Below are 15,015 nucleotides of genomic sequence, written 5' to 3' on the forward strand. Positions count from 1 at the left end.
GATGTGTTGTTTTTGAATGATAATAATATAAAAAATGCAAAGCCCATTGAAGAAATGAATAGACCTTATAAAATAAATATAGACAATAATCCTGTAGAAATTATGCCATGTGTTGATTCATCAATATTTACACCACTTGCAGATTCTTGGAATTTGACTTTAGAAAGATTGCCTTAGTGATTTCTCTTTTCAAATCATAAATTGAACTCACTTTATTTTCATGCTAAACTATACTAAGTTTAATTATCACATTATAAAAAGGGAGGCTCATAATGTTTAAACTTAAATCAAAAAAACTTATTACGCTAATTTCATTCTCTTTAGCATTAATTATTTGTTCATGTACTTCAAATGTATTATCAACATCCGCGTCTGAATATATACATGAAATAGAACAAAAATTTGACGCTGAAAAAGCTGATTCTATTAATTATTTTTATGGAAATTTCAAAATGTACGAAGATCCAGTTTACATGACGGAATTTGATGAAAATAGGAAGAATACCGCAGACAATTTAGCAAATAGAATAATAAATTCTATAAAAAATAACGAATATAAGACCTTTTCAGCCACAGAATCAGCTCTAGAAAATCCTTCGTTCCTCGAAAAGCCTTATTTTGATTATCTAAAAAATATGTTTGATAATTCTACCATAGAATTATTTGCTACAATGCATCTAAACGGCTATGATGAAGGTGAGAGTCTTTCATCTGAATATAGTAGCTATTTCTATAACCGAGGTTTTCAGCATGAAAATGAATCTTACAATTATCTATACACTGTAGAGAAGGATAGTACAACTCATACATTTGTTATTTCATTAGTACTAGATGACTCTGAAGGCTCTGACATCATAGTTCTCAAAGCTCTAACTGATGGCTATCAGAAAATCGCCTCAAAGAATTATGATGATTGGCTAAAAGATGCTGTGGTGCTCTGTCAGCAAAGAAAATATATTCCAGCTATAATGCGTGTTAGAATGGCAATGAAACTGATTCATACTGGTGATTTTTTCAAACCTAAATACGGTTCTATGTTTTCAGATTTATTTGATTACCTAAATTCAAAAGCAAGGAATACTATCACTGTTTCGACTCCTGAAGATGAATTTGAAATAGTATATATAAAACCAGAATACTGGAAAAATGAACAAAACTTCGGCTATGCTATTTATTACAAGTCAAAGTTAAACTTTTTCGATTCGAATAGCAAAAATATCGAAAATGAAGCTAAATCAATCCATGAAAAAATGATATCTGATAATATTCTCGATTCAGTAGGACACTACTCTTATGTCCCACTCTTTTCAGATGAAAAACCAAAAGAAGTTTACAATCAAAATAAAGCCGTATTTTTCGAATTTGAAGAAAATGCTTTGCCTATAGATTATTCTGATTCATATGTTTATTTTGGTCAAGCTTTCGAACATGATGATAGAGCTTCAGAAATGTTTACAGATATTGAATTCGAAAAATATATATGCTCATTAGTTAATAAGACACCAGTTACTATTACTATAGCTGATCTTGAAAGTATAACTAGTTTAGATTTGAGCGAAGTTACTCACTCAATATATTCTTTAAAAGGCATATCAAAATTATCAAATCTCGAATATCTAGACACAGGCTACGCTTCAACATATTCCTTAGATGAAATCGGACAGCTCCACAAATTGAAATATTTGAAACTCCGTCCTGCTGTAAATACCGATTCACTATCTGATTTAAAAGATTTAAAAAACTTAGAAACTCTAGATATGAATTATAGCTATATAGATGACATCGATGCTATAGCTAATTTTGAAAAGTTAAAAACTCTCAATATCATGACTTTTAGAGATATAGATACCTCTGCTATTGCGAGTCTTAAGCATTTAGAAAACCTCATGATAGATGGTGAAAAAGAGAAAATAAAAAGCCTCGCACCAATCAAAGAACAACTTAAGCATTTAGAAATAGAAGGATTAAAATATGATTTGATAGACTTTCCTAATCTAGAAACTCTTCGAATAACTAGGATAAAAGGCAAGATAGACTTAGACATTATTAGCGGATCAAAACTCAAAAGTTTGACTATAGAACACTGTAATGATTTAGCCCCTATCTTTTTAGAAGATTTCTCAAATATAGAATATTTAGTATTGTCAAATTGCAATTTAGAAAATATTGACTTTCTAGAAAACTCTAAACTATTGACTTATTTAGATTTGAGTGTAAATGATTTGGTTGATTTAGATGGTATAGAACATTTGGAAAATCTTGAGCATTTAGATGTGTCTGTTAATGATTTAACTGATGTAGATGCTCTACAAGAACTTGAAAACCTAAAGTATTTGGATATCCCTGGGAACGATTTGACTACTTTAGATGGCTTAAATAGCCTTGAAAATCTAGAAGAGTTGAATGCTTCAAATAATAATCTTACTAATATAGATGCTATTTCACCGCTCAAAAATCTTAAAGTCTTGAATGTAAGACTTAATGAAAAGCTTAAAGATTCTCCTCTACTCAAATCTTTGAGTGAGCGCATTGAGGTTGAGATGCCGTAACTTTTATAAGTCATAGCTCTTTTTAAGAGCTATGACTTATCTTTTGATCGTTAAATTTTATAATATTTGATTTTCTCTATATGATTAATATCTAAGATTTTCATCCTACTCCATTTATTCCATTTTCATACATATTTTTTAATAAACTATCGTTTTTTGTTACTTCATATCCTTTATTTTTTACAAGACCTCCTAATTCAAATCCCAATGAAAATTTTGCGCCTCCTGGAGTTGATATTACTTCATATCCAAAACAAATAATTTTCCATGTGCAGGTTCAAGACTTTTATCCATGTAATATCCAAGGCCAGCAGAACCTCCAACTACATAGCTTTTTCAAATAAATTCAAATTATAATTTGAATCCACGCATTTTAAATGCTAAACTATACATAGTTTAATTATCGCACTATAAAGGAAGTGACAAAATGAATTATAAAAAAATATTAGCTGTTTTACTTTCGGTAGCTATGCTTTCCGGGTTTACATATATCTATTCCTCTCAAGCTATATCAACTGATAGCACTCAAGTTTTATCAGAAAATGGAAATTCAGCTCTAGACCCTAGACTTGAAAAACTTTTAGAAAATAAAGATGCTAAAAAAATATATATACCTAACTGCAGTGGTATAGAAGACTTCTCAGTACTTTCTGAATTTAAGTCTGTAGAACGTCTCATGTTAGAATCAGGTGATATGTCTTCTGCCAACTCTCTAGATTTTTTGAAATCTATGAAAAATCTAAAATTACTTTCTCTAAATGATATGAATATTTCTGAACTTCCAGATCTAAGTCATCTTAAAAATTTAGAGTATTTAAGTCTTCCAAATAACAGCATTTCATCACTAGAAAATATTGGCATATTGAATAATCTAAAGTCTCTATCTATATCAAGTAACAATATATCTGAATTATCATTTCTAATGAATTTTAAAAATCTAGAACTTCTTGTCGCTAACGACAATCATATTAGTGATATTTCTATTTTGCAAAACTTTATAGATTTAAAATCATTAGATCTATGTGAGAATAAAATCAATAATGTCTCTTCACTATCGTCTTTAAAATCGTTAGAATATCTAAACCTGTCAGATAATAGTATCGAAAACTTATCTCCAATATCAAATTTAACGGCATTAGAGTCTCTAAGTGCGTCAAATAATCCTATTGTCAATCTTGATAAATTACCTAATTTTACTCAACCATCGTGGCTATCTTTTGACAATTGCCCATTAAAAGATATTTCAGGAATATCAAATGTAGATAATATAGAGTCTTTGTCATTAAAAAATATCCCTACAACATTTGATTTATCACACATCTCTAATATTAAAAACTTAAAGCACTTAGATCTTAGTAATAGTAAATATGCAAATTTTCATATACTAGATGAGTTAAATTTCAACCAAAAATTGACTTCTCTAAATTTAGAAAATTGTAACCTTAAAAATATCCATTTTCTAAAAAATTTTGATATTATAAATCTAAATATATCAAATAATAGCATAGAATCATTAGCTGGGCTTGAAAATTCATTTTCGCTGAAGTTACTAAATGCAGAAAATAATTCTTTGAAATCGCTATCTGGAATTGAAAATCTAGGAAAACTTAAAGAATTAAACCTAAAATCTAACAAACTAACATTGAATAAAAATGATTTAAATATATTAGAGTCTCTTTGCCTATTTGACTTAGATCTAAGTCAAAATAATATAAACTCTGAAAAATTAAACCTAACGGCTCTAAAGAACAGTTCAAGTGAATTGTATTATTTGGATTTAAGTAACAATATCATAAATTCAATTGTTATACCTCATTTAGCTGAATTACGTAGTTTGTCTATGTCTGATTGCTCATTAAAATCGTTACCTAAATTTGATGCATTTGCTCCAAAAATGTCATTTCTAGATATAGCAGGAGCTCACTTAGATTCTTTAGATTCAATAGATGAAAATAATAAAATTACTGGACTTTATCTAAAAAACGTAACTTTGAAAAATAAACCTACTTCTGATGATTTCAAACTACCTTCGCTAAGTTCGTTAAATTTGGATTGTTCAAATATAAGTGATCTCTCTTTTTTGCGCCATAGCAAACTTATGTCTAATATATCATTGAACAACACTAATATCGATTTTTCATCAATACCTAAAAATCTAGAATTCGATGAGTTCGAAGCAAATAATGCGAATATAGATAGTTTAAATCAAATTCCAAACATAGAAACGCTTCGCTCTTTATCATTAACTTCTAATAACCTAGAATCTATTGATTTTAAAAATATGAATACAAAACTAAAAAGTTTAGATTTGAGAAATAATAGAATAGAATCTGTCCAAAACCTCAATAATTTACCTAAATTAAAATTTCTACTTTTAAGTAATAATAATATAAAAATATTTCCTAAATTGTCGAATTTGAACGAATTAATGATAATCCTTTTAAACCATAACGATATAAATGACCTAACTAATATCAACTTTATATCTTCGGATGCTAAATTGAATTTATTGAATTTAGCACACAATGACATAGAGACGATATCTAATCTAAAGTCATTAAATGCAGGTCTTGTTCTGCTACATGCTAATGATATAAAAGATGCGAGCATTATAGATACTTTAACTGGCGTATACAAGATAACTTTAGATGAGAATTTATCTGATTCAAATAAAATTGCAACTAAAAAAATTCCATTAAAAAATTATCTGATTGACTATCAAAAGTATTTATATGGACGTGTTATTGATGGCTATATTGATGTTTTAGATGAAATGTATAGTTATTATTTGGAATAAATATAGTAAATCAAACCTATTTCTTATAAGCAAATTTCCTAAAATTGAACTCACTCTATTTTCATGCTAAACTATACATAGTTTAATTATCACATTATAAAGGAAGTGACAAAATGAATTATAAAAAAACATTAGCTGTTTTACTTTCAGTAGCTATGCTTTCGGGGTTTACATGTAGCTATTCCTCTCAAGCTATATCAGCTGATAGCACTCAAGCTTTATCAAAAAATCAAAAATCAACTATAGACCCTAGGTTTGAAAAGCTTTTAGAAAATAAAGAGACTAAAAATATACATATACCTAACTGCAGTGGTATAGAAGACTTCTCAGTGCTTTCTGAATTTAAGTCTGCCGAAAACCTTATGCTAAATTGGGGAAATGTATCATCAATAGAGAACTTAGATTTTTTAAAAGATATGAAAAATCTAAGATCGCTATCTTTAACTAATATGAATATCCATGAATTACCTGATTTAAGTCACTTAGAAAAACTAAATTTTTTAGTCATTACCCACAATAATATTTCTAATCTATCTCCTCTATCTAATATTAGTACTTTAGAATCTCTTTCAATTTCAAATAACAATATTAGTGATATCTCAGCATTATCTGGTCTAAAAAATTTGAAATACTTAACTATCGGTGAAAACAACATTGAGGATTTATCTCCTCTATCTAACTTAGCTTCATTAGAAAAATTATATATCTTCGATAATAAAATACAAAATATAGATTCACTATCTTCTCTTTCAAATCTAAATACCTTATATTTGACTAACAATAACATCGAATCACTAGATGCTTTATCTAATTTGAATAAGCTATCATATTTATCTATCGAAAATTGTCCGCTAAAAAATATTTCTGGTTTATCTAATCTAAATAAGCTCTCTCGCTTATTTTTAGAAAATATTAAAACTAAGTTTGATTTGTCTCCTATCTCTACACTCAAATCTTTATATTGTTTAAAATTGAATAATACAAAAAATGCTAATTTCTATGCACTTGAAAATTTAAATTTTGAAATGAAATTATATTTTCTAGGATTAGAAAATTGTAATTTGAAAAATGTACTTTTTTTAAAGAATTTTAATACAAAAGATATAAATCTATCAAATAATAATATCAAATCACTTGCTGGTATTGAAAACTCGACTGAGCTATCTTCTTTGACTGCAGAAAATAATGCTTTAAACTCTCTCAATGGTATTCAAAATTTCAAAAAGTTAAATAAATTAAATTTGAAATCTAATAATTTAGTTTTATACAAAAATGATTTAGACATACTAAAGACGCTATCTCTATTCGAATTAAACCTAAGCCACAATGCAATAGAATCTGAAAACTTGAATCTTATGGCTCTAAAAAACAGTTCTTCTAAATTAAATACTCTTGATTTAAGCAACAATACTATAAATTCAATCACGATTCCACATTTAAATAAAATCAAAAATTTATTTCTTAACGATTGTCAGTTGAAATCACTGCCAAAGCTTGAAACATTTACACCCAAGCTAAGTTCATTGTCCATAAATGGCGCTAATTTAAAATCTTTAAATCCGCTAAATAACATCAATGGGCTAAGAAATCTTTCTTTAGAACACGTAAATATAAAAAACAAACCAGCAACAGATGATTTGTTTTTGCATTCTTTAAGAAATTTGAATTTAAGCTCCTCAAATCTGAGTGATTTATCGTTTCTAAATAATTTTAATGACTTAGTATGTCTGTCTATTAATAACACTGCTGTAGATTTTTCATCAATACCATCGAATCTATTATTGGCAGAATTCGAAGCAGATAATACAAACTTAAGTGATTTAAATCAAATCCCAATTGTAAATTCTGTTTGCTCCCTGTCTTTAAAATCAAATAATCTAAAATCCGCAAATTTTAAAAACACAAATGATAAACTTGAAAAATTAGATCTTAGAAATAACAAAATCACATCCGTTGAAAAGCTTGAACACTTAACTAAATTAGAACACCTTATTTTGAGTCATAACAAATTAAAAACCGTTCCTGATTTAACAAATTTAAGTCAATTAAAAGTAATTCTTTTGAATAATAATGAGATATTTGATCTATCTAATTTAAAATCTATATCCCCAGACACTAGATTAGATTTACTGAATTTATCTCACAATAAAATAGAATCCATAAGCGATTTAGAATATTTGAATGTAGGTCTTGTATTATTGCATAAAAATAGCATCAATAATATCGATATAGTAAACAATCTAAATGGCATTTATAAAGTCCATTTAGATAGCTGTAATTCCTCATTTATGTCAAATAAATTAACCACAAATGATCGATCACTACAACAGTATTTAATGGATTATCAATTTAAGTCATATAGAAAGGCTCTTGCTAGCTACATCTTTAAACTTGATGAAATATACAAGTATTATTTAGAATAATGTGCTGTCTGTAACAATTTATTTGTAAGAATAAATCATGCAGTATATCCAATTAGCTTTTAATCATAAATTGAACTCACTCTATTTTCATGCTAAACTATACATAGTTTAATTATCACATTATAAAGGAAGTGACTAAAATGAATTATAAAAAAATATTAGCTGTTTTACTTTCAGTAGCTATGCTTTCAGAGTTTACACCTATTACAACATCTATCACTCATTATCAAAGTTGTTATGCTCAAACTACATCATCGAATCAAAATGCAGAACTTGACTATAGATTATCTAATTTATTTAAAATGAATAATCCAAAAAAATTTAGTATGACCAATTGCCAAAATATAAGTGATTTTTCAACTATAGGCAACTTTCCTTCTATCGAGCACTTAGATCTTCGTGTAGGCAACACTCCTACAAAAGAATCACTAGCTTTTCTAACTAATCTTAAAAACTTGAAAACACTAACACTCTACGACATGAACATAAATGAATTACCTGATTTGAGTTCATTAAAAAACTTAGAAGAAGTACATATTTATAAGAACAACATTTCTAGTATATATGGCTTGACTGAACTTAAAAATCTTAAAATATTATCTTTAGCCGAAAATGAATTTTCTTCTGTTCCAAATTTAAGCAACTTACCAAACCTTCAAACTTTGAACATGCAATCTAACAAACTTGTTGATTTGTCTGGTCTGAATAATTTGAATAGCCTAATTCACTTAAATCTTAATAATAATCAATTAGAAACTCTTTCTAGTCTTGGTGATAATCTCAATCTCAATGAATTAGAAATATCAGGTTGTCCATTAAAAAATATAATTGGTATATCAAAAGCTAAAAATTTAAAATCTCTTACTATAAATAATCTTACTTCTTCTTTGGATTTAACTCCCTTATTGAATCTAAAAAATATTTGTCAATTGAACTTTGATGGTACTAATCATGCGAATTATTCAGTCTTATCAAATGCTCTATTTGCTAAAAATCTGAAATCAATTTCTATGAACAATTGCAACTTAGATGATATTTCTTTCTTAAAAAAAGCTAATTTGAATTCACTATTTATAAATAATAACAATGTAAAATCCTTGGTTCCACTAACAAACTCTTATGATTTGAAGTTTTTATATGCTGAAAATAATCAAATAGATTCCTTGATTGGAATAAATAGCTCTAAAGAAAATTTTCGTATATATCTAAACAATAACAATATCTCTTTAAATAATAGAGATTTAGATACTATAAAACAATTAAAATTAGAGCGTTTATACTTAGACAAAAATAAAGTTAATAATAAAAATTTAAATCTATTAGCTCTATCAAATAGCTCTGATTTTCTAGATGAATTATCTCTTAATAACAATAATATAGATTCTTTGGTATTGCCTAATTTGAAAAATCTCACCAGCCTTTATTTAAACAATTCCAACTTAAAAACTCTAGCTAGTATCCATTCTGCTCTTCCCAATTTAAAAACTCTGGGAATTGATGGCATAGCTCTAAATTCTGTTGAATCATTAAATATATTTGATTCATTAAACAATCTATCTGTGAATAATGCTGTAATTAAAGATATCGAACATTTGAATTTACCAAATCTTTTTTCACTATCTTTTCAACTTGCAAATTCAAGCAACGTTTCATTCTTGGGAAATTTGAATTCTCTTAAAACTCTTGATATAAGTAATTCTAATTTAGATATTTCTTCGTTTCCTAGAAATCTTAATTTAAGAACGCTTATTGCGGATAATACAAAAATTAAAAGTTTAGATTTTATACCCAATATTAAAAATATTGAATATTTATCTCTAAACTCAAATACTATAAAAGATATTTCTTCTCTAAGTCAAAACAATAATCTTAAGTACTTATCCTTGAATTCAAATAACATAGAGCATATTTCTTTCGAAAATGAAAATAAGAATCTAGTTACCTTGAAACTGAGTAATAATAAAATAGAAGACATATCAAATTTAGAAAATCTGCCAAATCTTGAACTTCTTAATTTAAAAAATAACAATTTAACTTCTATTCCAAACTTATACAAACCATCTAAAATCAAAATCATGCTTTTGCAGCATAATGAAATAGATGATATAAGTAATCTAGAATATCTCAACTCTAAACCAGATTTAAAGCTATTGAATTTATCTCACAACAACATAGATGACTTAAGCGCTTTAGATAAATTAAATGCAGTGATGGTGATTATGAATGACAACCGTTTAACTAAAGCTGATGCTCATGCTATTGATTCCATATATGTATTGAAATTAGAAGAAAATCTTGCCGATTTTAATCATGGTCAAACATCTTTTTATAAACAATCTTTAGAAGATTATTTTAACAAGCTGGTCTCAATTTCAAATGCTCCAGGTTTCACCATGAAAAGTGATTATATAAACAAATACAATTTAAATATCGATGATTTCAAATAATAAAAAATACTATAATCAAAACTCAATAAATCCCATGTGTTGATTCATCAATATTTACACCACTTGCAGATTCTTGGAATTTGACTTTAGAAAGGTTGCCATAGCGATTTCTCTTTTTAAATCATAAATTGAACTCACTCTATTTTCATGGTAAAATATACATGGTTTAATTATCACACTATAAAGGACGTGACAAAATGAATTATAAAAAAATATTAGTTGTTTTACTTTCAGTAGCTATGCTTTCAGGGTTTACATGCCAATTCACTGCTACTAGTTATGCAAAAAAAGATGCCAATCAATCTATCGAAGACTATGATGATGGCAGCGTTATAATAGAATTTGATGATAAAACATTTGAATACATTTTATCAAGACAATTCATGTCAAGACCATCTTATATAGATAGAGACTCCGCTGAAAGACTTGATTCTTTTGGGTGTGCATCAAGTCACTTAGAATCTTTAACTGATTTAAGACATATTGAAGATATAACAAAAATGGTTCTAAGAAACACCTCAAATATAGACGATTTTTCTCCAATTGGAAATTTAGAATATTTGTCACAATTATTTTTACAACTAGGTAATTGTAAGACCGCCAAATCACTGTCTTTTTTGAGCAAATTAGAGTATCTACAAATGGTCACTCTCTCGAATATGAATATCACTGAGCTTCCAGATTTAAGTGCTTTACATCATTTAGAGTACCTTGATTTATCATACAATAACATAGCTGATATCTCAGCTATTTCATCATTAAAAAAATTGAAAAAATTAGTTTTAACCAAAAACAACATAACAGATTTATCACCTATATTAAACTTAGATAATTTAGAAGAATTAATAATAGATGGTAATCCAGTAACAAATCTATCAGCTATTAAAAATCTAACAAATTTAACAACTTTGAATTTAGATAATTGTGATCTTAAAACTATAGATTGTTTAGAAAATGCAAAAAAACTAACTAATCTATCTATGACAAATCTTAACAAAGATTTAGATTTGTCGCCGTTACTTGCTCTTGAAAATCTAGAATATCTTGACCTTTCAAACAATAGTAATTTAGATTTTTCCGCTCTGAAAAATGCTAGTTTTAGCGACTCATTAGAGGACTTAATAGTAAAAAACTCAGCGCTAGAAAATCTTGATTTTATATCCGAGTTCAATTTAAAAGTTCTAGATATATCTAAAAACAAAATAAAATCACTAGCCTCTATAAAAAGTAACTCAGGTATATCTAATCTTTGCGCATCTAACAACGAAATTACATCACTTGAAGGCTTAGATTCTTTAAAAAAATTATTCACTCTAAATCTGTCTTCAAATAAAATTAATTTAAATAGTGAAAATTTAGACATACTGGCTAATTGTTATTTTGTCGACATTCTTGACCTTAGTTACAACGCGATTTCTTCAGATAATCTAGACCTTAGTTCCCTAGAACATAATTCAAGTAAGTTATGGCGATTAAATTTGAGCAATAATGATATTTCGTCTTTGACATTACCTGAACTACCGGGTTTGGATAGGTTAAATTTAGAGAACAACAATATGGAAACTTTAAAATTATCTAAATTGGTTAGTCTTAAAGGATTGTATTTAAGCAACAATCCTTTAACGCTTCTGGAGTTTTCTGAATTACCTAGACTTAAGTTTGCAGAGTTAAACAATACTGCTTTAAAGACAATACCTGATTTCAGATCAACTTCTAAAGGATTATTTGGCTTAACTCTAGATGATAACACCTTTGAATCTCTAGAACCTTTGAACAACTATAAATTAGCTTATTTATCCCTAAACAATACAAAAATAATAAACACGCCTTCATCAAAAAAATTTACTCTACCTAGAGCAAACATATTATATTTAAAAAATAGTAATTTGACAGATTTATCGTTTTTAGCATTTCCTTTTGGAACATTCTTGGACATCAGTGGATCGAATATAGATATAAAATCTATACCTGAAAATATCACTTTTGATTCCATAAAAGCAGATAATTTAGGTTTAACTTCATTAGATGATATCCCACATTTAGAAGAAATTCGTTTCTTATCTGCAAAATCTAACAAACTAACATCTGTTTCATTTGAATTTTATGATTCAAATAAGACCTTAGAATTCTTAGATTTAAGTGATAATGAGATATCAGAAATCAAGCACTTAGATAATTTAGAGGATCTAGAACAATTGTATTTGAGTAAAAATAAATTGACTGCAATTCCTGATTTAAAAAATATTCCAAGACTCGAATATTTAGCTTTAAATTACAATCAAATTTCAGGTATTGATGGTCTAAAAACACTGAGCCCTATCGTGAATCTATCGCTTTTAAATTTATCTCACAACAATATAAAAGATATAAATACCTTATCCGAAACCGATGCTAGAATGCTGTTTTTAAATGACAATAATATAGAAGATGCTTCTATCATAAATTCACTAGATTTTTTGCATAAGGTAAATTTAGATAATAATCCTGTAAACTTTGTCTCAGAAAAAACCACACTTAATGAGAATTCATGGCGTGATATGTTTTATGATATGATGACTCCTGACATAACCCCCTATATAAGCGACTATACTCCGTTTAGCCAGTCATTTAACTTTGATTCAGATAGATTTTCTCCTGGAGATATTATATTTGAGTAATTTATTTATACAAAATGCAAAGAAGGATACTAATGATAGTATCCTTTCTTATATTTTATAAATTAATTTCGCTCTGCTGAAAAAATTGTTTTTGTATATCCAACTGTTAATGCCGCTTCTGCTTTAGGATAGTTTAAATTCATAGCTTTAAAAAACTTTTTGACATCATTATTTGCAATCTTGAAACTACCGCTACAAAGTAATGGCAATATGTCAACTCCTATTGAAACGTCTTCTCCAATCACAGTAGATACAGATGCATCTCCAAATCCTAAGTCTAAATTAAATCCAACACCTTCTAATGGCTCCATCGATGGCATAGTTGGATAATACATTACTGCTGGAAACAAATCATAATCTGGAGTGCTCAGCCCTAGAGATCCCGTTACCATGATTCTAGCATTGCCTTCTATATCAGCAAATATTCCTATTGCACCTCCTACACTTAGTGCACCACCTGTAGCAATATCAGTTACTATTCCTATTACTCCATTTCCTTCCATTTCAAGGTCTAACGTTTTAGCTATTGACTTAATCGATGGTAATATTGTGATAAATTCCATAAGTCCCCTTGCAACATTTCCAAAATTTAATAATTCATCTTCTCCTATTATTCTAGCAATGTCCTCTATTTTATGTTCTTCATCATCATTCCTTATTCTATCAATTAATTGAGATAATGTATTAACCGTAATCTCATAACACCCCGTCATAAATTCAGCTGCAACATCTGTAGTATCTTTTACTAATCCTTTCAAAATATTGTCAGTAAATTCTTCGCCTGCATAATCTGGAGCTATTTCAACATCAATATATTCTTCTACCTTATCTACTCTTCTACCATTCATTTCAATATAGGCTCTAACTTTAACCTTTCCAGATTTTTTGGTCTTTGCCCTAAATAACATTATATTATCGTGCATTGGTTTATATCGAACTTCAACATCATCCATTCCACTCACTTTTAACACAATTTTCAAGTCTCCCGATTCTATAGGTGTCAATTCGTTCTTGAACTTTACTCTAATCATCATATTACAATTCTGAATTGGGTTGTCAGTTATACACTCAACACTTTCAATTTGATTTGTGTCTATCTCTTTTTCTATCCTCTCACAATCACTAAGTTCTTCACCTGAATAAAAATCTACTATAGTGGCATCAACAACTATTTCACGACCAAAGGTTAGCTCTCCCAGATCTACACGAATTGTATATAATGATCCATCATCATAAATTTCATCATCTATCAACTTTGTCTCGAAAACTCTATAACCTCTACCATTTTTATAAGCATATTCGATTTTCAATCTTGCATCAGCATAACCTTGATTTTCAATACATTTGTATGAAAGTTGAACACCAACACTATCTCCAGGTTCATCTCCACCCCTAATTCGGAGATTTTTTATATCAAATCTTGCATCAGCTGGATCAACATTTTGATTTTCTTTTTTATAATTAAGATGGATATAGCCATTTCTGATTACTCTTCTACTTTTATTAATATATCTAAGCTCATAAGTTGCACCCTTCTCAAATTTAATCATTTTACTTCTAAGTTCTTTATTACTATCTATTACTATTACATCACTATTCTCTGCATGTCTTGGATATATGTGAATATTTACATCATCTTCATCATATGGAAATGCTGCTAATTCCAAAATAATGTCTTCTTTTGGTTCGAAAATAAAGCATTCTGCATGTCTAACCTCAACTCTTTCGACATCTCCACTGTAATTATCTCCAACTTTTCTTAATTTTTTTAACATTTTATCGCTCCCTTTTTTATTGATTATCGTTTATATTAATATATTTGATTTGTATTCATATTTTTTCTCGTAAAAGCTTTTACACTCTATAAACACGTACGCACCACCTCAATTGTCAATGTGGCCACAAATTATTTTTCATTTCTCTTAAAAACTCACGATTTGCTTCTATAAGCATCTGATGCCAATTTTCTTTTTCTTCCTTAATATATAAATTTTTTAGCTTGTTTTTTGTCAACTTCCGCTCATGTACAGCATTTTTTTGTTGTATTTTTTTATAAATATATGATAAGCCTTTTTCTTTCAAATATAATAAGTCAGACTCTTTTCTGAATAAAATTTATTCGTTTACTAAATTAGTAAAAAA

Annotated in this window: 7 protein-coding genes; 5 read left to right on the plus strand and 2 right to left on the minus strand. The window is 28.0% G+C overall.

Going from position 1 to position 15,015, the window contains the following annotated elements; all coding sequences use genetic code 11:
* Nucleotides 1-272: 272 nt before the first annotated feature.
* The 5 genes from N4A40_10670 to N4A40_10690 all read left to right on the plus strand — a co-directional run bounded on the left by N4A40_10670 (nucleotide 273) and on the right by N4A40_10690 (nucleotide 12,873).
* A complete protein-coding gene (locus N4A40_10670; protein ID MCT4662314.1) occupies nucleotides 273-2,549 on the plus strand; it encodes a leucine-rich repeat domain-containing protein in 2,277 nt (758 codons plus the stop codon).
* Between the two features lie 427 nt (nucleotides 2,550-2,976).
* The gene (locus N4A40_10675; GenBank protein ID MCT4662315.1) at nucleotides 2,977-5,346 is read left to right on the plus strand and encodes a hypothetical protein; all 2,370 of its coding nucleotides are present in this window, start codon (nucleotides 2,977-2,979) and stop codon (nucleotides 5,344-5,346) included.
* Nucleotides 5,347-5,459: 113 nt separating this feature from the next.
* Entirely contained in the window at nucleotides 5,460-7,769 is a 2,310-nt protein-coding gene (locus tag N4A40_10680) for a leucine-rich repeat domain-containing protein (GenBank protein MCT4662316.1), read from the plus strand.
* A 140-nt stretch (nucleotides 7,770-7,909) separates the two neighbouring features.
* A complete protein-coding gene (locus N4A40_10685; protein MCT4662317.1) occupies nucleotides 7,910-10,216 on the plus strand; it encodes a leucine-rich repeat domain-containing protein in 2,307 nt (768 codons plus the stop codon).
* 197 nt (nucleotides 10,217-10,413) lie between these two features.
* Nucleotides 10,414-12,873 (plus strand): leucine-rich repeat domain-containing protein, encoded by a 2,460-nt coding sequence (locus N4A40_10690; protein ID MCT4662318.1) that lies wholly within the window; start codon nucleotides 10,414-10,416, stop codon nucleotides 12,871-12,873.
* 62 nt (nucleotides 12,874-12,935) lie between these two features.
* Here the strand turns inward: N4A40_10690 and N4A40_10695 are convergent, their stop codons facing one another.
* Together N4A40_10695 and N4A40_10700 are read right to left on the minus strand one after the other, a co-directional pair.
* Complete coding sequence (locus tag N4A40_10695) at nucleotides 12,936-14,648, minus strand: hypothetical protein (protein ID MCT4662319.1); 1,713 nt, start codon at nucleotides 14,646-14,648, stop codon at nucleotides 12,936-12,938.
* A 115-nt stretch (nucleotides 14,649-14,763) separates the two neighbouring features.
* The gene (locus N4A40_10700; GenBank protein MCT4662320.1) at nucleotides 14,764-14,955 is read right to left on the minus strand and encodes a hypothetical protein; all 192 of its coding nucleotides are present in this window, start codon (nucleotides 14,953-14,955) and stop codon (nucleotides 14,764-14,766) included.
* Between the last annotated feature and the right edge of the window lie 60 nt (nucleotides 14,956-15,015).

The sequence above is a fragment of the Tissierellales bacterium genome (assembly GCA_025210965.1).
Lineage (GTDB): Bacteria > Bacillota > Clostridia > Tissierellales > JAOAQY01 > JAOAQY01.